At 66.8% G+C, this 26,433-nt stretch carries 22 protein-coding genes and 1 pseudogene; 3 read left to right on the top strand and 20 right to left on the bottom strand.

Annotated features, from left to right (window positions below; all coding sequences use genetic code 11):
- Positions 1–237: 237 nt before the first annotated feature.
- The 9 genes from ACTOWL_RS05690 to ACTOWL_RS05650 all read right to left on the bottom strand — a co-directional run bounded on the left by ACTOWL_RS05690 (position 238) and on the right by ACTOWL_RS05650 (position 11,501).
- On the bottom strand, positions 238–1,194 hold the full coding sequence (locus tag ACTOWL_RS05690) for a cyclase family protein (protein WP_441320226.1): 957 nt from the start codon (positions 1,192–1,194) through the stop codon (positions 238–240).
- 20 nt (positions 1,195–1,214) lie between these two features.
- The gene (locus ACTOWL_RS05685; RefSeq protein WP_441320225.1) at positions 1,215–1,988 is read right to left on the bottom strand and encodes an SDR family NAD(P)-dependent oxidoreductase; all 774 of its coding nucleotides are present in this window, start codon (positions 1,986–1,988) and stop codon (positions 1,215–1,217) included.
- On the bottom strand, positions 1,985–3,409 hold the full coding sequence (locus tag ACTOWL_RS05680; protein WP_441320224.1) for an MFS transporter: 1,425 nt from the start codon (positions 3,407–3,409) through the stop codon (positions 1,985–1,987). The genes ACTOWL_RS05685 and ACTOWL_RS05680 overlap by 4 nt, the downstream gene beginning before the upstream one ends.
- A 96-nt stretch (positions 3,410–3,505) precedes the next feature.
- A complete protein-coding gene (gene hisD, locus ACTOWL_RS05675) occupies positions 3,506–4,828 on the bottom strand; it encodes a histidinol dehydrogenase (protein ID WP_441320223.1) in 1,323 nt (440 codons plus the stop codon).
- Positions 4,829–4,850: 22 nt separating this feature from the next.
- Positions 4,851–6,608, bottom strand: a complete 1,758-nt coding sequence (locus ACTOWL_RS05670; protein WP_441320222.1) for a CocE/NonD family hydrolase — start codon at positions 6,606–6,608, stop codon at positions 4,851–4,853.
- A 103-nt stretch (positions 6,609–6,711) separates the two neighbouring features.
- Positions 6,712–8,910, bottom strand: a complete 2,199-nt coding sequence (locus tag ACTOWL_RS05665; RefSeq protein WP_441320221.1) for a xanthine dehydrogenase family protein molybdopterin-binding subunit — start codon at positions 8,908–8,910, stop codon at positions 6,712–6,714.
- On the bottom strand, positions 8,910–9,890 hold the full coding sequence (locus ACTOWL_RS05660) for an FAD binding domain-containing protein (protein ID WP_441320220.1): 981 nt from the start codon (positions 9,888–9,890) through the stop codon (positions 8,910–8,912). Before ACTOWL_RS05660 ends, ACTOWL_RS05665 begins: the two co-directional genes overlap by 1 nt.
- Positions 9,890–10,486, bottom strand: coding sequence for a (2Fe-2S)-binding protein (locus ACTOWL_RS05655; protein WP_441320219.1), 597 nt, complete (start codon positions 10,484–10,486; stop codon positions 9,890–9,892). The genes ACTOWL_RS05660 and ACTOWL_RS05655 overlap by 1 nt, the downstream gene beginning before the upstream one ends.
- A 187-nt stretch (positions 10,487–10,673) precedes the next feature.
- The gene (locus ACTOWL_RS05650; protein WP_441320218.1) at positions 10,674–11,501 is read right to left on the bottom strand and encodes an SDR family NAD(P)-dependent oxidoreductase; all 828 of its coding nucleotides are present in this window, start codon (positions 11,499–11,501) and stop codon (positions 10,674–10,676) included.
- Positions 11,502–11,576: 75 nt separating this feature from the next.
- Between ACTOWL_RS05650 and ACTOWL_RS05645 the strand changes: the two genes are divergently transcribed.
- A complete protein-coding gene (locus ACTOWL_RS05645; protein WP_441320217.1) occupies positions 11,577–12,557 on the top strand; it encodes a LysR substrate-binding domain-containing protein in 981 nt (326 codons plus the stop codon).
- A 494-nt stretch (positions 12,558–13,051) separates the two neighbouring features.
- Here ACTOWL_RS05645 and ACTOWL_RS05640 read toward each other — a convergent pair whose 3' ends face one another.
- Entirely contained in the window at positions 13,052–13,543 is a 492-nt protein-coding gene (locus ACTOWL_RS05640; protein ID WP_441320216.1) for a HipA domain-containing protein, read from the bottom strand.
- Between ACTOWL_RS05640 and ACTOWL_RS05635 the strand changes: the two are divergent.
- Both ACTOWL_RS05635 and ACTOWL_RS05630 read left to right on the top strand, forming a co-directional pair.
- Positions 13,532–13,657 (top strand): annotated as a pseudogene (locus tag ACTOWL_RS05635) (IS6 family transposase); the annotation flags it as partial. The gene ACTOWL_RS05640 and the pseudogene ACTOWL_RS05635 sit on opposite strands and share 12 nt — an antisense overlap.
- A 181-nt stretch (positions 13,658–13,838) precedes the next feature.
- Positions 13,839–14,840, top strand: coding sequence for a glycoside hydrolase family 3 N-terminal domain-containing protein (locus ACTOWL_RS05630; protein ID WP_441320215.1), 1,002 nt, complete (start codon positions 13,839–13,841; stop codon positions 14,838–14,840).
- Between the two features lie 78 nt (positions 14,841–14,918).
- On the opposite strand, the gene ACTOWL_RS05625 is transcribed toward ACTOWL_RS05630, so the two are convergent.
- The 10 genes from ACTOWL_RS05625 to hisD (ACTOWL_RS05580) form a co-directional block, all read right to left on the bottom strand.
- The gene (locus ACTOWL_RS05625) at positions 14,919–15,923 is read right to left on the bottom strand and encodes a glycoside hydrolase family 3 N-terminal domain-containing protein (RefSeq protein WP_441320214.1); all 1,005 of its coding nucleotides are present in this window, start codon (positions 15,921–15,923) and stop codon (positions 14,919–14,921) included.
- 29 nt (positions 15,924–15,952) lie between these two features.
- Positions 15,953–16,735 (bottom strand): DeoR/GlpR family DNA-binding transcription regulator, encoded by a 783-nt coding sequence (locus ACTOWL_RS05620; protein WP_441320213.1) that lies wholly within the window; start codon positions 16,733–16,735, stop codon positions 15,953–15,955.
- Positions 16,732–17,361 carry an HAD family hydrolase gene (locus tag ACTOWL_RS05615; RefSeq protein WP_441320212.1) on the bottom strand — a complete coding sequence of 210 codons (630 nt, stop codon included), beginning with the start codon at positions 17,359–17,361 and terminating at the stop codon, positions 16,732–16,734. The genes ACTOWL_RS05620 and ACTOWL_RS05615 overlap by 4 nt, the downstream gene beginning before the upstream one ends.
- Before the next feature lie 133 nt (positions 17,362–17,494).
- Positions 17,495–19,204: a GMC family oxidoreductase gene (locus tag ACTOWL_RS05610; protein ID WP_441320211.1), complete on the bottom strand. Its 1,710-nt coding sequence runs from the start codon at positions 19,202–19,204 to the stop codon at positions 17,495–17,497.
- On the bottom strand, positions 19,204–20,706 hold the full coding sequence (locus tag ACTOWL_RS05605; RefSeq protein WP_441320210.1) for a GMC oxidoreductase: 1,503 nt from the start codon (positions 20,704–20,706) through the stop codon (positions 19,204–19,206). The genes ACTOWL_RS05610 and ACTOWL_RS05605 overlap by 1 nt, the downstream gene beginning before the upstream one ends.
- Before the next feature lie 7 nt (positions 20,707–20,713).
- Positions 20,714–21,814 carry an ABC transporter ATP-binding protein gene (locus ACTOWL_RS05600; RefSeq protein ID WP_441320209.1) on the bottom strand — a complete coding sequence of 367 codons (1,101 nt, stop codon included), beginning with the start codon at positions 21,812–21,814 and terminating at the stop codon, positions 20,714–20,716.
- Between the two features lie 3 nt (positions 21,815–21,817).
- Positions 21,818–22,744 carry a carbohydrate ABC transporter permease gene (locus ACTOWL_RS05595; RefSeq protein WP_441320208.1) on the bottom strand — a complete coding sequence of 309 codons (927 nt, stop codon included), beginning with the start codon at positions 22,742–22,744 and terminating at the stop codon, positions 21,818–21,820.
- Positions 22,734–23,630 carry a carbohydrate ABC transporter permease gene (locus tag ACTOWL_RS05590; protein WP_441320207.1) on the bottom strand — a complete coding sequence of 299 codons (897 nt, stop codon included), beginning with the start codon at positions 23,628–23,630 and terminating at the stop codon, positions 22,734–22,736. The genes ACTOWL_RS05595 and ACTOWL_RS05590 overlap by 11 nt, the downstream gene beginning before the upstream one ends.
- An 81-nt stretch (positions 23,631–23,711) precedes the next feature.
- Positions 23,712–24,962 (bottom strand): ABC transporter substrate-binding protein, encoded by a 1,251-nt coding sequence (locus tag ACTOWL_RS05585; RefSeq protein WP_441320206.1) that lies wholly within the window; start codon positions 24,960–24,962, stop codon positions 23,712–23,714.
- Between the two features lie 80 nt (positions 24,963–25,042).
- Positions 25,043–26,362 (bottom strand): histidinol dehydrogenase, encoded by a 1,320-nt coding sequence (gene hisD, locus ACTOWL_RS05580; protein ID WP_441320205.1) that lies wholly within the window; start codon positions 26,360–26,362, stop codon positions 25,043–25,045.
- Positions 26,363–26,433: the final 71 nt, after the last annotated feature.

Genomic DNA, 26,433 nt, shown 5'->3' with positions numbered 1-26,433 from the left:
TGATCACTTCACTGCATCAGATCCGCAACCTCTGGCCACACGGGGGCACTCTACTCATGGTCCGCGTTCAGGAGAACCAACCGGCGCCGTCGAGGACGAAGACGACTTCGCCCTGCGCCCGCAGGAGGATGCTCAGCCGCAGATAGGCAATGACACGGAAAAGCACGGTCGCTGATCCTCCGCTGCCGTCTGACGCCGGTCTGACGTTCATCCGCCTACGAACTTCGGCTCCTGCGATTACTTGACCGCCTGCGGGTTGATCGGAGAGCCGGCACCGCCAGGAAGATGCAGCGGCGGAGCTGTGAAAAAGAACTCGTAGATCCGGTCCGCGGCGCAATCGGCGGCGAGTTCCTTCAAGTAGAAGATCTCGCCCATCGATATGCCGATCGCGGGAATCACGACCCAATGCCAGGGCTGGTTCGCCTCGCTGGTCTCGTTGGGCCTGACCTCGCAACCCCAGGTGTCCGAGCAGATCGCCGCGACATCCTTCTCTTTCAGCCAGAAGCAGGTCTCGAACGCGAAGCCGGGCGCGGCGCCGCCGGCATAGCCGCTCCAATCGCCCGCCGCGAGGCACCGCTCCTGGTGTCCGGTCCGCACGATGACAAAGTCGCCCTTGCGGATGTCGACGCCTTGCGCGGCGGCGCAGGCGTCCAGATCGGCGCGGGTGATCGCATACCCGTCGTCGAGAGAGTCGACGCCCTTGAAGCGCGCGATGTCGAGCAGCACGCCGCGCCCGACCATCTTGTCACGGACATGCTCGATGCCCAGCTTCTTCGCGCCCTTCACGTCCACCAGCCGCGCGTCGTAGCCGTTGTACATCTTGTCATCGAGGAAGATGTGGCAGAGCGCATCCCACTGGGTCGACGCCTGGCAGGGCATGTTGAGCGCATCATCCGCGTAGCGGAGATAGGGATAGGGCTCGTCCTGATTGCCCGCAGCCGCATCCGTCCCGGTCGCGAGCATCGTGTGAATGGGATTCCACCGCCCGCCGAACAGGCCGGACTGGATCGGCTCCTTCAGCGAGAGGCCGAGCGAGAAGACCTTCCCCTTGCGCACCAGGCCCGCGGCGCTGACGACATCTTCCGGGGCGACGTTGTTGAGCGTGCCGATCTGATCGTCATCGCCCCACCGGCCCCAGTTGGAAACCCTTTTGGCCGCGTCGTAGATGTCCTGGCGGGTCAGCGTCTTGGTCATGTTGCTTTCCTTTTGAGGTGTCATTCTGCGGTCCAGCCGCCGTCGATCACGAGAGCGCTGCCCGTCATGAGGGCCGAGGCGTCGCTGGCGAGGAAGACGATGGCGCCCATGAGGTCCTCGACCCGGCCGAGGCGCCCCAGCTTGATTTTCTCGAGCACGGATTGCCGGAACGCCGCGTCGCGGAAGAACGGCTGGGTCATCGGCGTTTCGATGTAGGTGGGACACAGCGTGTTCACCCGGATGCGGTGGGGCGCGAGATCGATCGCCAGGGCCTTGGTGAAGCCTTCCATGGCCCATTTGCTGGCGCAGTAGAGCGAGCGGCGCGCACCGCCGACATGGCCCATCTGAGACGAGACGTTGATGATCGAGCCGGGGCGTCCGGTCTCGATGAGACGTCGCGCGAACCCCTGCGCCAGGAAGAAGGTCGAGCGGACGTTGAGGGTCATGACCGTGTCGAAGTCAGCGACCGTTACATCCGTGAAGTCATTGGGGCGGTTGGTCCCGGCATTGTTGATGAGGATGTCCGCCGGTACCCGATCGACCAGGAATTTGGCGACGGCGTTGAGATCAGTCACATCCAGGGTCACCGCTTCCGCGCTGCCCCCCACGTCGCGGATTGCGGCGGCCGCGCCTTCGATCTCGCTCGTCGTACGCGCGCACAGGAGGACATGCGCGCCCGCACTCGCCAGGGCCGCCGCGGCGGCGAGGCCGATCCCGCGCCCCGCCCCGGTCACGATGGCCCTGCGTCCTTCGAGCCGAAAGCCCGGTGGCGCGGGCAGGACAACACGGCTCACGACGCGATAGCCTTGCTTGACCCGGCCCGGCCGGCGGCGGTTTCGCCGAGTGCGTCGCCATCTTCGTCGAGCGACAGCGTGGCATCCTTGGTCTCAGGAGCGAAGAAGAAGCAGATCGCCAAAAGCAGGCCGCAGGAGGCGAGGAAGAGGAATGCTGGCAGCACGGCCGCTTCCGTTGCTTTGGCCGAGACGAGGTTGTCGGAGCCGGCGATCAACGCGAGGCAGAGCGGGCCGAGAATCTTCCCGAGACCATTCGCGCTTTGCGCCAGCCCGGAGCCGCGCGCCGCCAGACGCGTCGGGAAGATCTCCGCCATGTAGGGGCTGAGCGTACAGTAGCCACCGTCGTAAAAGACGGCACCTGCCGCGAGTGCCAAGACGAAGACGGGCAGGCCGAACGCGAAGCTATCGTGAAACAGTGCCGCCAGGCCGAGGAAGACAGCGATGCCAAACCCAAGGAGGCGTCCGGACCACACTCGTCCGATCCTTGCGGGCAGATAGGAGAACAGCGCGCGACCGGCGAGACCCGCGAGCGAGATCCAGACGAAGTACCTGGCCGCGGCGGCAACCTCGATGCTGAGGAGCATGGAGGTGATGGTCGGGCCCCACAGATAGACGCCATAGCCCGCCGTACTCATCGTCAGCCAGATCAGGACCGTGAGCCAGAACCGGCCCGGGCGGCGATAGAGCTCGGCCAGCGAGGCCGACGGGGCGCGGGCGATGGCGTCTGGTTCGGGCGGGACCTCAGCGACGCTGCAGCCCGCCAGTGCGGCGATCGAGCGACGCGCCTCGTCCGTTCGGCCGCGCGCGAGCAGCCACCGGGGCGATTCCGGCATCACCAGCGCGAACGGCACCACAAGCAGGAGCGGCAGCAGGCCGAAGGCGGCAACCCCCCGCCAGCCAAGCACTTCCATCAGGCCGGCGCTTGTCAAAGCGGCGAGGAGCGTGCCGACCGAGGGCAGCATGATGGGCCAGCCCAGCAGCTTCACCCGCATGGGTGTGGGCGTCATCTCGACGATCATGACGAGCTGCAGCGTGCCGATGCCGCCGAGGCCCGCGCCGACAAGAATGCGCAGCAGCGAGAAGACAGGCCAGTTTCCTTCCGGCACCAGCGCGAGCGCGCCCGCGCCGAGTGCGCATGTCACGGTCGCGGCGATGAGCATCGGCTTTCGCCCGAACTTGTCGCCCAGCGCGCCGAAGAGGAGGGCACCGACGATAGAGCCGAGGCCACCGCCGAGCAGCATGATCGAGGATTGAAGGTAGGTCAGATGCCAGCCCGGGCCGAGCGAGGCGACCAGGAAACCGACGATGTAGAAATCAAAGAAGTCGAGGCACCACCCTGCACACAGCGTGGCAAAGCTTCCCCAGTATCGCGTCGATGGCCTGCGCTGATCGTAGAAAGACAGCATTGTGGTCGCGCTCATGGCAGTCCTCCCATCGCGCCATCGGGTTCGTCGACGGCGATGTTCTTTGTTTTCAGGGATGGCTGGGCCGAGCGCTGGCTCCGCCCGTTGCAAAGATCAGGAAGCGTCTCGCGGCGCGACGGGCTGCCCGTAGGGCACGTTCCGACCCCCGAACCGGCGCACCCGGATGTTCGCCTGTTCGCCGTGCCCCACGAAGCCTTCGAGAGCGCACAAGCGGCTGCAGTACTCTCCGATCATCGCCGAGGCGGCGTCGCTGTCGATGCGCTGGAAGGTGCAGGTCTTGAGGAACTTGCCGACCCAGAGCCCGCCGGTGTAGCGCGCCGCCTTCATGGTCGGCAGCGTATGATTGGTTCCGATCACCTTGTCGCCGAAGGCGACATTGGTCCGCGGCCCGAGGAACAGCGCACCGTCATTGGTCATCTTGTCGAGAAAGTAGTCGGGATCTCGCGTCATGACCTGGACATGCTCGGAAGCGATGTCGTCGGCGATCTTCACCATCTCTTCGTAACCATCGGCGACGATCACCTCGCCATAATCCTCCCAGGCCTTGCGGGCGATCTCGCCAGTGGGGAGGATTTGCAGCAGTCGCTCCACCTCCGCCATGGTGTCGCGGGCCAGAGCCTCGGAGTTGGTGAGCAGGATCGCCGGGGAACTGGGACCATGCTCGGCCTGTCCGAGCAGGTCGGTGGCGCAGAGCTCGCCGTCGACGCTGTCATCGGCGATCACCAGCGTCTCGGTCGGTCCGGCGAACAGATCGATACCGACCCGGCCGAAGAGCTGGCGCTTCGCCTCGGCCACGAAGGCGTTGCCCGGCCCCACCAGCATGTCGACCGAAGCGATCCTTTCGGTGCCGATCGCCATGGCGCCGACGGCCTGGATGCCGCCCAGGCAATAGATCTCGTCGGCGCCGGCCAGATGCTGGGCTGCGACGACGGCCGGTGCCGGTCTGCCGTGGAAGGGCGGCGCGCAGGTCACGATGCGGCTGACGCCGGCAACCTTGGCCGTGACCACCGACATGTGCGCCGAGGCCAGGAGCGGATACTTCCCTCCCGGAACGTAGCAGCCGACCGCGTTGACCGGGATATTCCTGTGCCCGAGCACGATTCCGGGCAGCGTCTCGACTTCGACGTCCTTGATGCTGTCGCGTTGGATCCGGGCGAAGTTTCGCACCTGCTCCTGCGCGAACCGGATGTCATCCAGATCGCGCTGCGACATTTCGGCAAGGCAAGCGCGGATTTCGCCGTCGGTCAGCCGATAGTCCGCCCGGTCCCATTTGTCGAACTTCACGGAGAGCTCGCGGACCGCCGCATCGCCCCGGTTCTGGATATCGGCAAGGATACCCTCGACCGTGGTGCGGACCTGGGCCTGGTCCTCTGCTCGCAATGCGGCATCGCGGCCGCGCTTCAGGTGATGAGCCATGGCTTTTCTCCGGCGGGCGAATTCACTTGGCGGGGATGATCGGCAGCAGCAGGTAGTTCTCCTGGTCGGCGCCGAGATGGATGCGGGTCTCGCCGTCGAAGCGATCCATCGTGCGATCACGCGGATCGTCATGCAGGAAGGGCCCGCAGCCGGTGAATTCGTTCTTCATGTTGGAGAGCCGGCCGCCGCTGTCTCCGGTGAAGACGTAGTCTCGCCCTCGGATGCTGAACCCGATCCGATAGCCCGCCGGCACCACGATGCAGGTCGGCCAGATCTCGATGTCGAGCGTATAGGGCTTGCCGGGTTCCAGCGGCCGCACCTCGTCATGGGTGTGGTACGGCCGATGCGGCAGGGTCCTGTCCGGATCGAGCTTGCGGTGGGAGGCCCGCAGCCAGCCTTGCGCGACCGGGGTGTGGGGATCGAGCGCGCCGCGGAAGGTGACCTCCTTCATGTCTGGCGTGAACAGCCGCACGACGACGAACAGGTCCGCATCCCTGGTGCTCGAAGAGACCCGGAGGCGCGCTGCGATCGGTCCGGTGATCTCGGTCTCCCGGGCCATCGGCTCGGTGAGAAAAGTCGCGCCGTCGCCGAGGGCACGGAACGCGATTTCGGCCGGCGCGGTCGGTGTCCTGGCGTCGAGGCCATATCCGGCGGACTGGAGGTGGAACTTCGTCCATCGCGTGCGCGGGATCGGCCAGGCGTCTTCGAAGCGCTGGACAAATGTCTCGCCGGGATGGCGCACCTGCAGTTGCACCTTTGGCTGGCGGTCCCAGCCATTATCCTCGCCCTTCAGGAAGTGGTCGAAAAAGCGACGCTGAAGCCGGACGCCATAGTCGGTGTAGAAGTGGGTCCAGTGCTCGATGCCATGCACTTCGAGCCATTTCTGCTCGGACGCGGCATTCGCGAAGCCTTCAAAGTTGCCGCGCGGGTGCAGCCCCTGGCCGCCCCAGTTGCCGGCCGAGAGCAGCGGCACCTCGACCTTGGACAGGTCGGCTGAGCGCTCACGATGGTACGCATCGTCCAGCGGATGATCGAACAGCTCGCGCCACATATCGATGCGATTGGCGCCGAGTTCCTCGTCCGTCAGGGTCGGTGGCCCCGAGACCAGTTCGCCGTTGAGCCGGCTCTTATGGCCGCGCGTGCCCAGCCCATGCTGCACCACCTTCAACTGCATGTCGTACCAGTTCTGGGCGAAGGTGCAGTAGATGCCGCCGTGAAAGATGTAGTCGCGGTAGTGGTCGGTCATTCCCTCCCAGAGGCAGATCGCCGCCAGATGCTTCGGTTGGAGGCCGGCGACCTGCCATTGGTTGATGGCGTAGTAGGAGATGCCGTTCAGGCCGACCTTGCCATTCGACCAGGACTGCACGCCGCCCCATTCGATGCACGCCGCGAAATCCCTGGTCTCGCGTGCGTTGCGGGGATTCATCACGCCGGGTGAGCGCCCGGCGCCGCGGCTGTCGACGCGCACGACCACATAGCCATGCGGCACCCATTTCTCGGGGTCGACCACCTCCCAGGCCTGGTAGCGGTTGCTGCTGTTGGCAAGGACATCCGGGAACTCGTCCACCATCTTGTGCCAGGCGGTGACGTAGCCGCCCTCGAAATGCAGGAGCTTGGCGTAGGGGCCATGGCTCATGAGGACGGGATAGCGACCCTCGGCGATGGGGCGGTAGACGTCGGCGCGCAACACCAACCCGTCATCCATCGCAATCGGCATATCCCAGTCGATGCGCATGCCATCGCGCGTCTCGCTGCGCAGTGTTTCGGCAATATGGTCCATCACTTTCTCTCCCTTGCACGGCTCGACTGCCGGCGGGTGGGGGACAAGGCGCGCTCTCGGGAGTTGCGGCCGGCATCCCAAGAGCGCTGACCGGAGCGAGGGTCTAGGCTGCCAGGATCTTGTCCGGCGTGATCGGCAGATCGCGAATGCGAATGCCGATGGCGTCATAGACCGCGTTGGCAACCGCAGCCGCGACGCCGGTCGCCCCCAGTTCGCCGATACCCTTGGCGCCGAGGGGGCCGGCTTTGGCGTCGAACTCGTCGACGAAGCCGACGTCGATCTCCGGCGGGATATCGGCGTTGACCGGGAGCGGGACGCCGGCGAGATCCTTGGAAAGCCAGCGGCCGAGCGAAGGCTCGAAGTGGCTTGCCTCCATGGCCGCCATGCCCCAGCCCCAGACGATGCCGCCGATCATTTGCGACCTTGCCGTCCTCGGATTGATGATGCGGCCGGCGCTGTAGACGCCCGTTGCTTTGCGCAGGCGCAGCAGCCCGAGATCCTGGTCGACGCCGACCTCCACGAAGATCGCCCCGAAGGTGCGGGCCGGAAACTCCGGCGTGCCCATGTCGACGGACGCGCCGCCAGGCAGGTCAAACGCTCCATCGGAAGCCAGCTCCGAGACGCCGGCCTCGTCCAGCACCTCCTGGATCGTGCGGGAGTCGTCGCCATGGATGATGCGGCCATCCCGCATCGCGACGCTGTCCGCCGGCCAGCCCGCCAGCCGCGCGAGCTTGGCCCGCACGCGCTGTGCGGCTTGCTGAACAGCCGCGCCGGTGCTGATGGTGGTCCCTGAGCCATAGGTCGGGCCTGAGTACGGCAGACGGGTATCGCCCGAAACCGCGAGGACCTGCCCGGGCTCGAGGCCGAGGATCTCGGCGGCGACCTGCGGGAAGATCGTGGCCGGACCGGTTCCGATGTCGCAGAAGCTCGATTCGAGCTGCGCCGTCCCGTCGGCCCTCAGGCGCACGCGGGCAGTCGAGTGGAACCGCGCCTGGCCCTGGCTGCAATCGGCCATGCCGCAGCCGATCCGCCAATATCCGTCGTGCGTGCCGCCCTTGGGGCGCGTGCGCCAGCCGAAGCGGCGGGCACCTTCCTCGTAGGCTTCCCTCAGCTTCTTCGACGACCACGGCTTGCCGCTTTCCGGGTCGGTCTCGGCATAGTTGATCAGGCGCAGCTCGAGCGGATCGATCTTCAAGCTCCGCGCGAGCTCATCCATCGCGGAGCCGAGGGCCCAGGATCCGGGACCGTCCCAGGGTGAGCGCATGAAGGTCGGCAACGTCATGTTGCCCCGGCGCACCCGATGCCTGGTCGTGATGTTGTCGCAGGCGTAGAAGGAGCGCCCCGGGATCGCGCCAAACTCGACATAGTCGTCGACGCTCCCGGTGACGTTGGCGGTGGCATGGCTGATCCCGAGGAGCTTGCCGTCGGCGCTCGCGCCGAGATGCACCTCGTGGGTCATTTGCGGCTGCGGCCCCACCATGCCGTAGAGGTGCTGGCGGGTGAGCACGAGCTTCACCGGCCTGCGCACGACCTTGGCTGCCATTGCCGCCAGAATCTCGTGCGGCCAGATGAAGGCCTTCGCGCCGAAGCCGCCGCCGGTATGGGGCGCCACCACCCGGACATTCGCCGGTGCGATGCCAAAGGCGGCCGCCTGCGCGTTCTGAACGGCGGGCAGGTGTTGAACGGCGTCATAGACCGTGAGCTGGTCCCCGCTCCAGACCGCGAGGATCGCGGAAGGCTCCATCGGATTGGCATGCCGGGAGGGTTGGGTGTAGACCGCACCCGCCTGCACCGGCGCGGCCCCGATGGCCGCAGGCGCATCGCCCTTGCTGAATTCGAGCGCGCTCGACATCGAATAGGAGCCCTTGTGCGGATCGGCCTGTTCCGCCGGGGCCTGTTCCGGCACGACGAAGACGGCCCGCTCATAGGCCACCTTGACGGCCGCCGCCCCTGCCTCTGCGGCTTCCAAGGTCTCGCCGAGCACCATGGCCACAGGCTGGCCTTCATGCACGATCTCATCGGTCTGCATCGGCATGAAACGCGTCGCCAGCGGCGGCACCGTGATCTTGGCGAGATCGGCATGGACGCGCGGCATGTCGCCGGCGACAAGCACGCGCACCACACCGGGCATGGCGAGGGCCGCGCCCGGATCGATTCCGGCGACGCGTCCCGCGGGGACGACAGACGCCACGAACACGGCATGGAGCTGAGCGGGCTGGTTCTGGTCGCCGGCATAGCGTGCGATGCCGGTCACCTTGATCGGGCCGTCGACGCGTTTGATGGGTTGTCCGAGAGTGCTCATCAGGCCCTCGCTGCCAGTTCGATGGTCCGAAGCACGGCGTTGCGCGCCAGCTTGATCTTGTAGGCATTGGACGAGAGCGGACGGGCTTCGGCGAAGCCGGCGTCGACCGCGGCCGCGATCGCCGCCGAGCCCAGCGCGTGGCCCGCGATGCGCCGTTCCGTCTCTGCCAGGCGCCATGGGCGCATCGCGACCGAGCCGAGCGCGATGCGGGCGCGGCGGATCACGTCGCCTTCGAGATCCAGGGCGACCGCGGCCGAGACGGTCGCATATTCGTAGCTCTCCCGCTCCCGGATCTTGAGGTAAGCGGATTTGGGAGCGTGCGGGCCGATCTCGATGGCGGTGATGATCTCGCCGCGCCGCAGAACGCTGTGCGCGGACGGGTCCTGGCCCGGCAGCACGTTGAAACTGCCTGCCGGGATGCGCCTGCCGGCCCCGCCATCATCGGTGACGTAGACGGCGTCGAGCGCCGCGAGGGCCACTGGCGGATCGGCCGGATGGACGGCGACGCAGTCGTTCGTCCAGCCGAAAATCGCGTGCTTTTCGTTGCTGCCATGCAGCGCTGCGCACCCGGACCCGGGCGTGCGCTTGTTGCAAGGCGTCGGCTCGTCCGCCCGGAAATACGGGCAGCGAACCCGCTGAAGGGGGTTGCCTCCAATCGTCGCGAGATTACGGATCTGTGCGGACGCGGATTTGAGGATCGCTTCGGAGAAGACGGGGTAGCCGTCGCGGATAAGGGGATGCTGTGCCGCGTCGTTTAGCTTGGTGAGCGCGCCGATCCGAACCCCGCCGTTTGGAAGGGGTTCGACGCCTTCCATCCCCTGAATACGCGTGATGTCGATGACCCGATCCGGGGCGACGATGCCGATCCGCATCCAGTTGAGGATCTCGGTCCCACCGGCCACGACCATGGTGTCAGGAAGATGCGCGAGGGCGACGGCATCGGCACGGGATCTCGCCTGGACGAAGCTGAAGTCGCGCATCACGGCATCTCCTCGGCGGCCGCCGCAACCGCAGCAGCGATTTGCGGATAGGCCGAGCAGCGACAGATGTTGCCGCTCATCCATTCGCGGATCTCGGCGTTCGAGCCGGTATGGCCCTCGGCGATGCAGCCGACCGCGGACATGATCTGGCCGCAGGTACAGAAGCCGCACTGGAAGGCGTCGTGGTCAATGAACGCCTGCTGCACCGGATGAAGGCGCGAGCCTTCGGCCAGCCCCTCGATCGTGGTGATCCTGCGTCCATCGGCAGCCGCGGCGAGGACGAGGCAAGCGTTCACGCGCCGGCCGTCCATGTGCACGGTGCAGGCGCCGCATTCGCCGCGGTTGCAGCCCTTCTTGGTGCCGGTGAGTTCCAGGCGCTCGCGCAGCATGTCGAGGAGCGTGACGCGCGGTTCGAGCTCGATCTGGTGCTCGATTCCGTTGATCTCCACATGCACGCGAACGAGGGCATCGAACCGCTCATCGTCCCGGGTGGCCGCGTCCGCGCCCGTGGCATACGCCAGGGGGGCGCTTGCGGCGGCTGCGGCACCGCCGCGCAAGAGATCGCGCCGGGATAGTCCTGTTTCCCGTTCAGACATCGTGCTCTCCGTCGTGATGGGGCCCTACTTGGCAGCGATCCAGGCTTGCTGCTGGCCGGCCCCAAGGATCGCTGAAACCGATGGCTCAGAGCATATCGCCCGGAGAGCGGTTTGAATTAAGTGCGATTATGTCATCTACTTCTTGATCAAAAGTCAGGTATAGGCCGCGGAGTCTCGGCGCACCGGCTCAGGCCGGCAGCGCGACGCCCGAGATCTCGGCGCAGATCGCAATGAGCCGGTCCTGCAGCGCCGGATCCTGCGACTGTGGGTTCGGCCTCATATGTTCCAGGTGATAGAAATACTGGCCGGTGATGTTTGCCCTCGGATCGTCGCCGGCGGCAAGCCAAGCCTGGGTGAGGTGCGCCTGATCCATGTCGTCGGGCGCACCGGGGCCGCCCATCTTGGTCGGCACCCAGCCGGGCTCCAGCGAGTTGGACAGAACATCCGGCCAGCGCCGCGCGATCGCGAAGGCCAGCATCGCGTCGTGGAGTTTGCTCTCGGCATACGCCTGCGAGCCGTTCCAGTGGCGCCTCTTCCAAAGAATGTCGTCGAGATTGGCATCGGCATGGTGATGCATGGCGGAGCTCAGATAGACGAGCCGTTTCGGCCGCTCGATCAGTGCTGTCAGGATATAGGCCGACAACGTGTTGATCGCGAAGACATGCGGCAAGCCGTTGGACGTGACGCGGTGATCCTCGCGATAGCCGACCGCCGCATTGTGGATCACGGCGTCAAATCGGCCGAGGGCATTGACCTCAGCCGCGACGTCCTTGGCGCCGGCCACGGTCTCGGCGTCGCCGACCACAACCGCCTTTGCCTCAGGCAGTTCCCGCCGGACGTCTTCTGCGCGACCGACGTTACGGGCATGAAGGACGACCTGATGACCCTGGCTGATGAGCAGGTCGGCTGCCATCAGGCCGAGACCGATGGAAGAACCGGAAATGAAAATGCGTGACATGATGTATCTCCTTGGCACCTGCTCTGGCAGACCATGATCCGGCACCGGCAGCGTCATTGTTGCTCCGCGGGCTCCTTGAACTAAGCGCGCTTGTGTCAGATGCTTCCTGACGGAAAGTCAGAGATTGGTGTCATGCCGTTCGATGGAAGAATCCTGTCCGGGGTCAGCGTGCTGGCGGCAGTCGTCGAGGGTGGCAGCTTCGTCAAAGCCGCAGAGCTGATCGGGATCACCGATTCCGGGGTCAGCCGGGCCATCAGCCGGCTTGAGACGCGGCTCGGCGTGCGCCTGCTCGACCGCACCACGCGCTCGGTGACGCTGACCGACGAAGGGCGGCGCTTCTACGAGGAGGTTAAGCCGCATCTCAACGCCATCGAGGATGCGGCGGTGGTCGCCTCCGGCGCGGTCTCGGCAGTGCGCGGCCGGCTCAAGGTCGACATCGATCCCTTCTTCCTGCCGCTGGTCCTCGCGGGCCGCCTAGGCGCCCTCTGCGAGCGCTACCCTCAGCTGGCAATCGAGTTCGTGACGAGCGAGCATGTCGGCGATCTGGTCTCCGACGGCATCGATCTCGCCATCCGCTTCGGCCAGCCACGTTTCTCGACGCTCGTCTCGCGCAAACTGATCGAAGCGCCGATCCTGACGCTGGCCTCGCCGCGCTATCTCGAACGGCATGGTAAGCCGGCGCACCCCTCCGATCTCACCGCGCACCGCTGTTTGCAGTTCCTCGATCCCTATACCGGACGCCCGTTCGAATGGGAGTTCATCCGGGGTGCCGAATCGATCGAGGTGCCGACCAGTGGCCCGCTGACCTTTACCGATCCGAAGACGATGCTCGACGAGTGTCTGGCCGGGACGGGAATCGCCCAGGTGATAGGGTGGGGCGTGGGCCCTGCGCTGGCGCGAGGTTCGCTGGTCGACCTGTTCCCGGACTGGCATGGCGAGCGCTTCCCGCTGTTTGCCTTCCACCCCTCGCGCAAACACCCGCCGGCCAAGGTCCGTGCGTTCATCGACTTCTGCGTCGAGATCGCCGAGGGACTTGAACGCGGAGCGCTGCGAGAGCGCCCGCATCACCCGACGCGGTCGGCGAGCCGTTCCTCGCCGCGCTCCCACAACTGACGGACAAGATCGACATTACGCGCCTGCTGGCTGGGTCAACGGGAATGTCCGGTCCGGAGCGGTTTGAGCGGCCTCCGAACGTCAGCAAAGGGGACGGTCCGGACATGCGAACAGCGGAGGACCGCCCCTCGACCGGATCCTCAAACCCTAACGAGTGACAGCGTGACCATCGCCGCCCTTTGAGCGCACCATCGGAAGCGAAAGCGTAGGTGATCCCAGTGGGCGGAACGGCGGTAGCTCTCCCCAGCTACCATCGAATTTCCCGAGCGTCCCTGCGGAATTCCGCGACGGGACAAGGGCTTGGAAGGCGGATGAACCGTTCCCGGTTCTCCGCCTTTTCCGTTCGCATCCGTTCCTTTCAATCCGATTTCCCGGATTGCCACCCCCAATACGTACCCACATAGGTTCGATATTTGTTCTTAATGGAGAATCGGCCGGCTATCGGCGCCTCGCCGTCCGGCGTCTGGCTTCTCGTGCAAGCCCGACGATTTCAGCTATCGAACAGCCTGGAGTCGCTGCATCACGACGCCCTGCAACGCGTTTTCCATGTCCCGCGCTGGGTCGATGCCTGAGGACACCGGCAGCCGGAGATCGGGAGCGGCGCGACCGAGGCTCGTCGTCATGTGCGACATTGCAGCCTCCGCCCGGCTGATGGGGAGGTCGATCGTCCGAGCGAGGGCGAGAAAGTCTTGTGGTGTCAGGCGGTCGTCCTTGCCGTTGAGCTTCAACGCCATCCGATCGCCGGCGAGACCCGGGAACAAGCGCGTCGTGACTGCATCGTAGAGTGGTGCGAACCGCACGGACGAGAACCGACGCGATCCAGGCTCGGCTATCTTGAGGAGTGCCAAGTTCTTGAGGTGCATGTCGCCATCGGCGATGAGCCATGCAAACAGCGCCCGCCGGAACAGGATTTCCAAGTCGGCCAAGGGCGCGGTCGAGAGCGGCCGCAGCCCGCGGGCCGCGTAGCGGTAGCCATGACTCCGCACGACTATGCCGGTTACCGCTTTCCATCCGACGTGATTCAGCGCGCCGTCTGGATGTATCTGCGCTTCACCCTGAGCTACCGCGATGTCGAGGACCTGTTCGCCGAGCGTGGCATCACCCATGGTGATCACTGTGGCCCCTCTCTGTGGGTTTCCGGTTGGAAGACGATCAACCCTATTGAGGGGCCTGCTTCCATGCTGATTCACACGTCGGATACGCCATTTCACTTGCGCGAATGTGCGTCTTCATGCACCTGTTTGTGCATGAATAGACCTCAGTGAAAAGGAGGTACATGAAATGTCCGAAGTCCTGCGCCTGGCCTTCAGCACCCTCTTTCCAGTCACCACCGAGCTGGCCCTATCCGAGGAGCTCGTCGACTTCCTGGCGCGCGGCGGCCGAGCGATCCTGTTCGGCGAAGACGGCGCCGAGTATGCAACCGGCGTCATGCGCCCCGACCGAGTGAGCAGCGAAAGCCCCGCGGCGTGGCACACGGTCACCGAGCGCGTCCGGCAGCTGGCGGGCCCGGCGGTCATCGCGCTCGACGCCGACATCTCCGCGGTCCACCGCCTGCACAGGCTCACCGCGCCCCTGCCCACCCGCGACGAGAGCCGGGTGATGGACGAGCATGAGTTTGTCGAGAGGGTACAGGCCATGGCCCGCGATGCGCGGCGGCTCGGGGTGAACCTCCTTCTCTCGCCGACCGCCGACGTCGTCGCCGGCGGGAACCCGTGGCTTGCCGGGCGCACGCTCGCCGACGACATATCCGAGGTCTCTCGGCTGGTCTCGGCGTATGTCCGCGGCGTGAGAGGCGCCGGCGTCGCCAGCACCCTGAAGCACTTCCCGGGGAACCCCGTCGTCACCGGCCTTCCGGCCCTGGAGGAGGCTCACGTGCCCCTGACCATGGAGGCGCTCAGGCCCTACCTCGCTCCGTTCAAGGCGGGCATCGACGCCGGCGCCGAGGCCGTGTTCCTGAGCCCGGCGATCTTCGACGCGGTGACCCCGCCGCAGCCCGGCTCGCTGTCGAGCGACCTCATCGCGCTGCTACGTGGCGAACTCGCCTTCACCGGGCTGGTGATCACCTGCGATCTGGACCACCGGTCGACGATTGGCGGCAGGTCCCTCGACGATGTCGTCGTCGACGCCCTCCGGGCCGGCGCCGACCTCCTGCTGGTCTCGCCCGCGGCGGTTCCCCACCTCGGGGCCCTGGCGCTGTCGATCGAGGGGGCGGTCGCCGGGGGGCGGCTGCCCTTGGAGCGGCTGGAGGCGGCATCGGCCGCGATCGACCGCGTGGCACGCTGAGGTTATGCGCCGGGGCTGCGCCTCATGGGCCCGCCGGGCGAGACCGGCGGGCGAGCAGCAAGCAAGCCGGGCCGCCGTTCAGCAGCGCGCCGCGTTCTCCCTCACCCTCCGGGCAGCATCCGCAAGCCGGCCCGCCGGCAGGCGCCCCTCCCGCGTCGCGGCGGCGATGCCGTCAGACAACGCCTCCAGATGCGCGCCCCCTCCGACGAGAAGGAGGTCAGCCCCTGCGCCAAGCGAGGCGATCGCCGTGTCCAGGAGCGAAGCGCCGCGCATCGTCGCGGGCGCGTCGAGATCGTCGCTGACGATGAGCCCCTCGAAGCCGAACTCCCCGCGGAGCAGTGCGATCACGGCCGCCGAGGCGCTTGCCGCGTTCCGTTCGTCGAGCGCGGCGACGGGCGCCGGGCCGGTCATCACCGCTCGCGTTCCCGCTTCGACCGCGGCCCTGAACGGCAGGGCGTTGGCCATGATCCTGTCGAGCACCGTGTGCAGGGACACGTCGACGAGCGCGGGATCGGCCTCGAGATGATTGAAGCCGGGGAAGTGCTTCGTCACCGCAGTGACGCCCGCTCTCTGGACGCCGGTCACGAACGCCGACGCCAACCTTGCCACCGTCCGGGCGTCGGCGCCCATCGTACGGCCGCGCAGCCAAGGGTTCTGTCCGTCCACGACGTCCGCGACCGGCGCCAGGAACATCGTGACGCCGAGCTTCCGAGCGCCCTCCGCCGACACTCGGCAGCGCTCGGCGACCTCGTCGTCCGACAGGGTGCGGGTCTCCTCCAGTGCCGGGAGGGGCGGCGCGAGCCCCTTCAGCCGCTGGATTCCGCCCAGTTCCTGGTCGACGGCAACGATGAGCTCCGGGCACCGGGCCTTCAGCCTCTCGACCGACGCGCGGAAGAGCTCCGGCGTCTCGCTGGCGAGCCTCTCCCTCGACATGTCCCGCGCCACGTATTCCGCGCGCGTCTCCCCGATCAGGACGGAGACCCCGCCCCTGTCGAGGAACGGCTCCATCACGCCCGCGAAATCCAGATTGTCGAACGCGGGCAGGAGCACCGCCCTGGCGTCCTGGTCCAGTGTAAAGGTCATTGTCTTCTCCTGGGTGCGTGACTTGGCCGTCAGGCCGTCTCGACGTCCACGCCGAGCTCTCGGATCCGTTTCAGGATGGCGCTTTCCGGACTGCTGGTGAAAAGGGTCGAGACGACGGAGACGGGCGCCACCTCGTAGGTCGCGACCTGGCCCAGCCTCTCCGCCGTGGCGAGAAGCAACGTCTTGTTCGACGCCTTTATCATGGTCGATTTGAGGTAGGCGTCGTCGAAGTCGTCGGCCCGCAGCATCAAGTTGTTGTCGACGCCGCACGTTCCCAGGACGCAGTAGTCGGCCCTCAGTGCGCGCACCGCCTCGACCGCGCCGGCGCCCGTCGCGCTGCGGGTCAGCTTGCCGAGCCTGCCGCCCAGCAGGATCACCTCGGCAGCCGCGTGGTCGAGCGCCGCCGCCGCGACGTCCACGGCCGTCGTGATGATGCGCACCGGGAGCGCCGGCGAGAGGCTCCGCACGAAATGGACGACGGTCGTGCTCGAGTCCACCAGCAGGGTCGCGCCCTCGGGAATCGCTGCCGCGGCGGCCCGGCCGATCCTCTGCTTCTCGGCCGCTCCGATCGACTCACGACGGTGGAAGTCGAGCGCCGGCGTGACGGCCCGCGCGGCGCCCCCGTGGAAGCGCTGGACGAGGCCGGCGTCCGCCAGGTCGCGCAGGTCTCGGCGGATCGAGTCCTCGGACACCCCGTACTCCTGGGCCAGCGACGCCGCGAGCACGCGCCCGGCAGCGTTCACCCGCGCCAGGATGCTGGCTTGCCGCTCCTCCGGGGAGAGCGCCGCCGGCTCATCCGTCCCAGCGCTCATTGGGCACCTCCCTCGCCCAGCGGAAGGAGGCCGAACGCGACCAGCCGGCGCTCGAGGGCCTCGGCCGAGCGGAAGTGCTCCGTGTGGAACCCGAGCGATGCCGCCGCCGTGACGTTGGCCGCGTTGTCGTCGACGAAGAGGCATTCCTCGGCACGGACGCCCGTCAGGTCGAGGAAGCGCCTGAAGATGGCGACGTCGGGCTTCACCAGCCGCTCCCGCCCGGAGACCACCAGCGTGTCGAACGCATCGAGGAAGGGGTACAGCTCCCGCGCCCTCGGGAAGGTCTCCGCGGACCAGTTGGAGATCGCGTGAACGGCGACGCCCGCCTCCTTCAGCCGGCTGAGGACGCCGGCTGTCCCCGGCACCTCCCCGCCCAACATCTCGTGCCAGCGCAGCCAGTAGGCCTCGATAAGGTCGGCCTTGTCCGGGTGCCGCCCTGCGAGATCCGCGATTCCGTCGGCGAAGCGGGCGCCGGCGTCGAACTGCCCGTTCCACTCGGGCGTGCAGACCTCGCTGAGGAACGCCGACACGCTCGCATCGTCCGGCAGCAGTTGCCGGTAGAGATAGGCGGGGTTCCAGTCGATCAGGACTCCGCCGATATCGAACACCACGAATCTGGGGCTCATCTGCGCACTTTCCTGCATGAAGCGGCGCCGATAATGCCTGATTATGCACGAACACGCAATCACTTGATGCGGGTTTCTTCGCGTTTTCGGCCGCTTCCGGCCGCGCAGAGGCCCGCACCTCCGCCTCCCGGGCTCACATGGCGCTGCCCATTCCCGTCCGAGGCGCGCGCGGGCTCGCGCGCCGGCGCTCCGCCTGCCCTGAGTGCAGGAAGTCGGCTGCCCGCTCGCCGATCATGATGCACACTGCATTCGGATTGCCGGAGATGAGCGTCGGCATGACCGATGCGTCGGCGACCCGCAGGCCCTCGATCCCACGCACGCGGAGCTGCGGGTCCACCACGGCCATCTCGTCGCGGCCCATGCGGCATGTCCCGGCCGGGTGCAGGGCGGCATGGGCGCTCCTTCGGCAGAACTCTTTGATCTCCTCGCGCGTCCGAATTCCCGGCTCGGGCGTGTGCCGTGCCGCCACGAATTTCGCGATCGCCGGCTGCGCCATGATGTCGAGCGCGGCCATCGCCCCGTCGGCGATCGCATCGAGGTCGTACGGATCGGAGAAATAGCGCGGGGCGACGCGGGGGGGCGCCGCCGGGTCAGCGCTGGAGAGCGTCACCTCACCCCTCGAACGCGGCCTGATCTGGCCGAGGTTCACGGTGCAGCCGTTGCCCCCGGGGACCGCGTCGACCCCCTCCTCGATGCCCGCGCCAACGACCATGAAGTATTGGATGTCCGGCACCGGCTCATGCTTGTTGCCCCACCAGAAGGCCCCGCCTTCGATCAGGTTCGACGACGCCGGCCCGTTTCGGAAGAGCGCGTAGTTCAACGCGGCCGCCGCCTTCCAATGGGGCTTCTTGTATTTGTCGTAGCTGTGGGGGCCAGTGAGTTGGTAGATGAGCGAGATCTCGACGTGGTCCTGCAGGTTCTGCCCGACGCCCGGCAGGTCCGAGTGGACGCCGATGCCGTGGCGCGCAATCTGGTCCGCCGGCCCGACGCCCGAGAGCATCAGCAGCTTGGGCGTGGCGATCGCGCCAGCCGAAAGGACGACCTCGCGCTCAGCCCTGTACACGACCCTGCGCTTGCCCCTCACGCATTCGACGCCGACCGCGCGCCCCGCCTCGATGAGCACTCGCGTGACCGTAGTCCCGGTTTCGACACGCAGGTTGCTCCGCCCGCGGGCTGGCTTCAGATACGCCACCGCAGCGGAGCTTCGGCGGCCGTTCCGGGCCGTTATCTGGTAGAGCCCGCAGCCCTCCTGGTGGCCCGAGTTGAAGTCGGGGTTGTACGGCAGTCCGGCCTGCTGGCAGGCCTGCAGCCAGGCCCGGGTCAGCGAGTGTATGCAGTCGATGTCGGAGACGCCGAGCGGACCGCCTACGCCGTGGGCGTCGTTGCAGAAGCGGTTGTTGTCCTCTGCCCTCTTGAAGAACGGCAGCACGTCGGCGTAGCCCCAGCCCTCCGCCCCCAAGCTGGCCCACTGATCGTAGTCGGTCGGCACACCGCGGATGTAGATCATCGCGTTGACGGAGCTGCCGCCGCCGAGCACCCTCGCCTGGACCATGGTGGGCGTCTCGCCGCGTCCCTGCTCCGCCGAGGCCTCCCAGGGGATGCGCTTCAGCAGCCGGCCTTGCGCGGTCTTGTAATAGGCGCCGGGAATGTGGATGTAGGGGTTGAGGTCGCGCGGCCCCTCCTCGACCAGCAGCACCCTGGCGTCCGGGTCCTCCGAGAGGCGCGAGGCCACCACGCATCCGGTCGAGCCGCCGCCGACGACAATGTAGTCGAAGGTGTTGACCGCTTCTGGCTGAGGGGGGCGAATCCCGAAGCGCGCCGATGCGAAATCAAAGAGCGGCATCAGTGCCCCCTCGAGATGGCTGCGCCCGCCTTGATCGCCAGCGCGGCGACCGTCAGCGCCGGGTTGACGGCGCCGGAGGTCGGCAGCACCGAGGCGTCCGTGACGTAGAGGTTCTCGACGTCGTGGCTGCGGCAGTCGGTGTCCACCACCGAGGTCTTGGGGTCGCTCCCCAGGCGCGCCGTGCCGCATTGGTGCGAAGTCGTCTTGCGCCCGAAGGTGTGAGTCAGGACGATGGGGAACCCGGCCCTGCGCATCACCGCACGGGTCTTGGCGATCAGGGCCTCGTGCGCACGCACGTTCGTCCTGACCCAGTTCACGACGATCCGGTTGTCGCGGAGCATGACCCGGCTCTCCGGGCTGGGCAGGTCCTCGCTCATGAGGAACCAGCCATACGCGTAGCGGGCGAGCAGTCTCGTGAACCAGGCGGGCGCCGGCGCCGGGAAGTTGGCCTGCAGGATGTTCCCGGTGATGCGCCCGAGCAATTGCACGTTTCCGAGCGGAAAGCCGTATTCGTTGCCTTGGTTGTAGAAGTCGTTGAAGGCGATGGTCTTCTGGTAGACTGACGTGTTGCGCGCGAGCGGGTCGACCGTCAGCATCGCAGACGTGTTGTGGTTCATGAAATTGCGGCCCAGCTGGTCGGAGCTGTTGGCCAGCCCGGCCGGGTGGGTCTTGTTGGCCGACCGCAGCAGGAGAGCCGCGGACTGGACCGCCCCAGCGGCGACCGCGAAGCATCCCGCCGTGATGCGCTGCCTGACCCCGTCCTTCATGTAGACCGCCGCGACGACCCGCCGCCCGCTTTCATCCGTCTCGAGGAGCTGGACGTTGGCGCCCGTTACGATGCTCACATTCGGGTGCCCGAGGGCGGTCGCCAGCGGGCCGACCTCCGCGTCGATCTTGCCGGCACCGGTGTTGGGGAAGGCGTCCCAGCCCGTGCGCGCTCTCCGCAACCACGCGTCGAGGTCGACTGCCAGCGGAAGCGACGCGGGGTGAACGCCCGCTCGTTCGAGCCGCCGGCGCACCGCCGCGATCGCCGGCTCGTCCGGCACGGGCCGGTACGGGTAGTCCTTCCTGCCGTCAGGCTCCGTCGGGTCGCCCTCGGCCGACCCGCGAACCTTGAACACCGTCTCGGCCTCGTCGTACCAGGGAGACAGGTCGTCGTATGACATCGGCCACCCCGGGGACGCGCCGCCCATGTGGGGACGCGGCGCGAAGTCCTCCCGCCGGTACCGGTACATGACCGCCCCGAAGAACTTGGAATTGCCGCCGACGTAGTAGTAGTTCCCGGGCAGGAAGCTTTCGCCGTCCGTGCCGAGCCATTCCTCGGTCGACCTATAGAAGCCTTTCTGGAAGATCGCGATGTCGTCGCGCGCCTGCGGGCTGTCCCTCAGGTGGTCCCCTCGCTCGAGTATGACGACCCGCAGCCCGGAGGGCGCCAGGCTGTATGCAAGGGAGGCGCCGCCGACGCCCGAGCCGATGATGACGACGTCTACGCTTTGCGTCATGTGGGTGTCAGTCGATGCGGGTTTCGGAATCGATGTCGAAGAGGACGACCTTCGACGGGTCCACCGCCAAGGTGGCCTCGCTTCCGGCGCTCGCCTGCTTGGGCGGAAGCCGGGCCGCCGCCTCGACGCCCCCGAGTTGGAACACCACCAGCGTGTCGGGTCCCGTCGGCTCGACCACGTCGACGTCGACGGTCACCGTCGGGCGTGCGTCGCCGACGGTGACCGAGAAATTCTCGGGGCGGACGCCCAACAGCACCTTCTTCCCGGAGTAGCGGCTCGCCGACACGCCAGAGACCGGGATGCCGTCGATGCGGGCCGCGGGCCTCCCGGCGACGTCGACCACGGCGGTCGCGGTCAAGGCCTGCGCCTCCAGGATGGCCGGCACGATGTTCATGGCCGGCGAACCGACAAACCGCGCGACGTAGACGTTCGCCGGGCGGTCGTACACGGCCTGAGGCTCGTCGAGCTGCTGCACCACGCCGTCCTTCATGACCGCCACGCGGGTCGCCAGCGTCATGGCCTCTATCTGGTCGTGGGTGACGTAGACGATGGTCGTGCCCAGGCGGGCGTGGAGCCGCTTGATCTCGGTGCGCATGTCCACGCGCAGTTTCGCGTCGAGGTTGGAGAGCGGCTCGTCGAACAGGAACAGCTTGGGCTGGCGAACGATGGCCCGCCCCATGGCCACTCGCTGGCGCTGGCCGCCCGAGAGCTGCGACGGCTTCCGGTCGAGCAGGTGGCTTATCTGCAGCAACTCTGCCGCGGTCCCCACCGCCCTGTCCCGCTCCCCCTGCGGGACGCCGCGGATCCTCATGCCGAACTCGATGTTCCGGCGGACCGTCATCGTCGGATAGAGCGCGTAGGACTGGAACACCATCGCGATGTCCCGGTCCTTCGGCGACAGGTCGTTCACGACCCTGCCGGCGATGCGGATGTCGCCTCCCGATATGGTCTCGAGGCCCGCGATCATGTTGAGGAGGGTGGACTTGCCGCAGCCGGACGGGCCGAGCAGGACAAGGAACTCGCCGGTGCCGATGGAGATCGACACCTCCTTCAACACCTCGAGGCTTCCGTAGGCCTTGCGCACGCGGTCGATCTCAAGAGTGGACATATCTCAGCCTTTCACGGCGCCGGCCGTCAGTCCCCGGACGAAGTAGCGCCCCGCGACGATGTAGACGACCAGGGTTGGGATGCCGGCGATCATGGCGGCGGCCATGTCGACGTTGTATTGCTTGCGCCCCATGGTGACGTTCACGATGTTGTTGAGCGCGACGGTGATCGGGGACGACTGGCCGGCGGTGAACGACACGCCGAACAGGAAGTCGTTCCAGATCTGCGTGAACTGCCAGATGCACGACACCACGATGATCGGAATGGCGGTCGGCAGCATCACCGAGAAGAAGATCCGGAAGAAGCCGGCGCCATCGATCTGGGCCGCTCGCGTCAGCTCGTTCGGTATCGAGACGAAGTAGTTGCGGAAGAAAAGCGTCGTGAAGCTGATCCCGTAGACCGTGTGGACGAGGACGAGGCCCGGTATCGTCCCCGAGAGGCGCAGGCTGCCGAGGAGTTGGGCCATCGGCAGGATGACCGCCTGGAACGGGAGGAAGCAGCCGAACAGCATCAAGCCGAACACGAGGTTGGAGCCGGGGAAGCGCCACTTTGTCAGGATATAGCCGTTGATCGCCCCGATGCCGGTGGACAAGGCGACCGCGGGGACGACCATCAGGAGCGAGTTGACGAAGTATGGCTGCAGGCCGTTGCAGGCCGTCCCGATGCACGCTTCCCCCCAGGCCTTGCGCCACGCCTCGAAGGTGACGGCCTGCGGGACGCCGATGAACGACCCCGAGTAGATCTCGTCGAGCGACTTCAGGGAGGTGACGACCATGACCCACAGCGGCATCAGGTAGAACGCTGCCAGAGCGACGAGAGAGCCGTAGATGAGCAGGCGGCCCAGCCGGCGGGAGCGCCGCGCCGACCGCGCGTCAGCGTTCGCCGACGCCCGCACCCCGGCGCCCGGCGCTGACCTCGCTTCAATGCTCATGTCGGACTTCCCTCAGCTCCGAGTACAGGTAGGGGATGATGATTGCCGCGACGGTCATCAGCATCATCATCGCGCTGGCCGCGCCCACGCCCATCTGGTTGCGCCGGAAGGTCGCCGAGAACATGAAGGTCGAGGGCATCTCCGTCGCGTCGCCAGGACCGGCCCCGGTCAGGGCGAGGACGAGGTCGAAGCTCTTGATCGAAATGTAGCTGAGCAGGACGACGACGCTGAGGAAGGCCGGGCGCAGCATGGGCACGATGATGCTCGCGTAGATGCGCGGTAGGCTGGCGCCCTCGATCTGCGCCGCCTTTATGATCGAGGTGTCGATCCCGCGGAGGCCGGCGAGGAAAATCGCCATGGCAAACCCGGTCGACTGCCACACGGCGGCGATCACGACGCAGTAGATTGCGTATTCGGGACGGGTGATCCAGTCGAAGACGAATCCGCTCCAGCCGAGGTCATTCACCACCTTCTGGACGCCGAGGTCCGGGTTCAGCACCCACTTCCAGGCCGTCCCGGAGACAATGAACGACAGCGCCATCGGGTAGAGGTAGACCGCGCGCAGGAAGCCCTCGCCCCGAATCTGCTGGTCGAGCAGGATCGCGATGAGGAGCCCGAGCGCGATGGTCACCGCCAGGAACAGCGCGGTGAAAACGAACAGGTTGACGACGGCGGTCTCCCAGCGCGGCGTCGCCCATAGGCGCAGGTACTGCTCCAGGCCCACGAAGTCGTATTGGGGGACCATTTTCGACGAAGACAGGGAGATCCACCCGGTCCAGGCGATGAAGACGTAGACCCCGATGAAGATCGCGAAAAGGCTGGGGGAGAGGACCAACCTGGGCAGCCAGCGCTCGAAACGGCCCCCGGGCGAATGTTTGCCGTGCATGACAGGATTCCTACCGTGTTCGCGAAGGCATCGGCCGGTCCGCCAGCCAGGCCGCAGCCCCGGCTGGCGGACCGGAGCGGCTCAGCGCGCGTTGTCGATCCCGTCAACGAGCGCCTGGACGGCGTCCTTGGAAGACATGTCTGTCACGAAGAACTTGCTGACGACGTCGCTGAAGACGCCCGCGAACTGGGGTTGCGCGGCGAAGCCATCCGTGAGGCCGCCGAGCATCATGCCGCTCTCGACCGCTGCCTTGCGGTCGGTGAAGCTGCGCTTGGCGCAATCATCGAAGTCGTCGACCGGAACATCCGAGCGCGCGGGGATCGACCCCTTTATCTTGTTGAAGTTCTTCTGCACGTCCGGATCCATGATGGACTCCGCCCAAGCGTCCTGGCCGGCGGTGACCGCCGGGTCGTCGATCTTGAACAGGCCGAACGCGTCGATGACGAACTTGTAGTTCGGGGTCGCGGCCGGGGTCGGGAAGCAGAGGAAGTCTTGGCCCGGCTTCATGCCCTTGGCGAGGAACTCACCCTTGGCCCAGTCGCCCATGACCTGCATCGCCGCCTTGCCGCTGGCGACCATGCCGGTCGCGACCGCCCAATCGCGGCCGGTGAAGCCGTCGTCCACCAGCCCGCGGACCTTGCGGAGCTTGTCGAAGGTCGCGACCATCTGGTCGCTCGCAAGCGCGTTCTCGTCGAGGTCGACGACGACCTTCCTGTAGAACTCGGCGCCGTTCACATCGACGAGGATGGCCTCGAAGACCTCAAGGATCTGCCACGGCTCGTCGCCGATGGCGAGCGGGATGACTCCGGCCTTCCTGAGCTTGTCGCCCTCGGCGATCAGCTCGTCCCAGCTCTTGGGCTCCGTGATGCCGGCCTTGTCGAAGACCGCCTTGTTCGCCCAGACCCAGTTCTGGCGGTGCATGTTGATCGGCAGCGAGATGAAATCGTCGCCGTTCTTGACGAACGCCAGGAGCTGGGGCGCGAGTGTCTTGTCCCAGCCGTTCTTGGCGTACAGGTCGTTGAGCGAGCGCAGCTCGCCCTCCTTGGCCCAATCGATGCCCTCATATCCGAGGAACTGCATCGTCGCGGGTGGGTTGCCGGCCGCGAGCCGCGTCCTCAGCGCCTGGATGGCGTTGGCGCCGGACAGGCCGCCGACGGCGCTGTCCTGCCACGTGTACCCCTTGGAGGCGAGCTTGTCCGTGATGACCTTGAGCGCGTTCACCTCGCTCTCGGAGACCCAGTGGTGGATGCCTTCGACCGTCCCTTTGCTTTGGGCCATCGCCACCGCGGGCAGCAGTGAGATCGAGGCGATGAGAAGCGCAATCCGTTTCATGTCCAGCTCCCTGTGTTTGCTGTGTTGGATTTTGCAGTGGGCAGGCGCGGCCTTCGGATTTGCCGCGCCTGCCGGTCGGGTCACGCGCCGGCCGGCTCCACCGCCGTCGCATAGGGCACGTTGCGCCCCCCGTGGCGGCGGACGCGGATGTTGGCCTGCTCCGCATGGCCGGCGAAGCCCTCCATGAGACAGAGGCGCGAGCCGTAGGCGCCGATCAAAGCGGACGCCTCGTCGGTGAGGATTTTCTGGTAGGTGCAGGTCTTCAGGAACTTCCCGACCCAGAGGCCGCCGGTGTAACGGGCGGCCTTGTTCGTCGGCAGAGTGTGGTTGGTGCCGATCACCTTGTCGCCGAAGGCGACGTTCGTGCGGACGCCGAGGAAGAGAGCCCCGTAGTTCCTCATGGTCTCCAGGAAGTAGTCCGGGTCCCGGGTCATGACCTGCACGTGCTCCGACGCCAGGCGGTCGCCCTCGGCCGCCATCTCCTCGAGCGTGTCGCACAGGATGATCTCGCCGTAGTCCTCCCAGGCCTTCCCGGCCACGGCGGCCGTCGGCAGGATGCCGAGCAGGCGGCCGACCTCCTCCAGGGTGTCCTGCGCAAGCTTCTCTGAGTTCGTTATGAGCACGACCGGCGAGTCCACGCCGTGCTCGGCCTGGCCAAGGAGGTCGGTCGCGACCAGCTCGCCGTCCACGCTGTCATCCGCGATGACGAGCGTTTCCGTCGGGCCCGCGAAGAGGTCGATCCCGACCTTGCCGAACAGGAGGCGTTTCGCCTCCGCAACATAGGCGTTGCCCGGCCCGGCGAGCATGTCGACCGGTTGGATCGACTCCGTGCCGAAGGCCATTGCGGCAATCGCCTGCACCCCGCCCAGGCAGTATATCTCGTCGGCGCCTGCGAGAGACTGCGCCGCGACGATCTTCTCCGCCACCCGGCCGCCGAAGGGAGGGGCGCAGGTTATGACGCGCTCGCAGCCGGCGACGCGGGCCGTCAGGACCGTCATGTGCGCCGATGCCAGGAGCGGGTACTTGCCGCCTGGGACATAGCACCCGACGTTCTGGACGGGAATGTTCCTGTGACCGAGGACGACGCCGGGCAACGTTTCTACCTCGAGGTCCCTGAGCGCCTCCTTCTGGGCCTCGGCGAATCTGCGGACTTGGTCCTGCGCGAAGTCGAGATCCTCGCGCTCCCGTCTCGTGAGCGAGTTGACGCAGTCCGCGATCTCGCCCTTGGAGAGGCGGTAGGTTTCGCGGTCGAACTTGTCGAACTGCACGGACAGCTCGCGGACCGCCCTGTCGCCGCCCCTTTCGACTTTGGCGAGGAGCGCCTCGACCGCTTTTGTCACCGCGCTGTCGGTCCCGCCTTGCCCGGTGGTTGGCTGGGCCTTCTTGATGTGCCGGATCATGACGGGCTCTCCGTTCACGGCCGCCGGGGGCGCCGCGCAGGGGATGTGCTGGGTGGTCGAAAGCGAGGGGT

It is taken from the genome of Inquilinus sp. CA228 (assembly GCF_052078665.1).
GTDB lineage: Bacteria > Pseudomonadota > Alphaproteobacteria > DSM-16000 > Inquilinaceae > Inquilinus.
The sequence above is the reverse complement of the archived record's forward strand: the minus strand, read 5'-3'. Positions and strand labels throughout refer to the sequence as shown.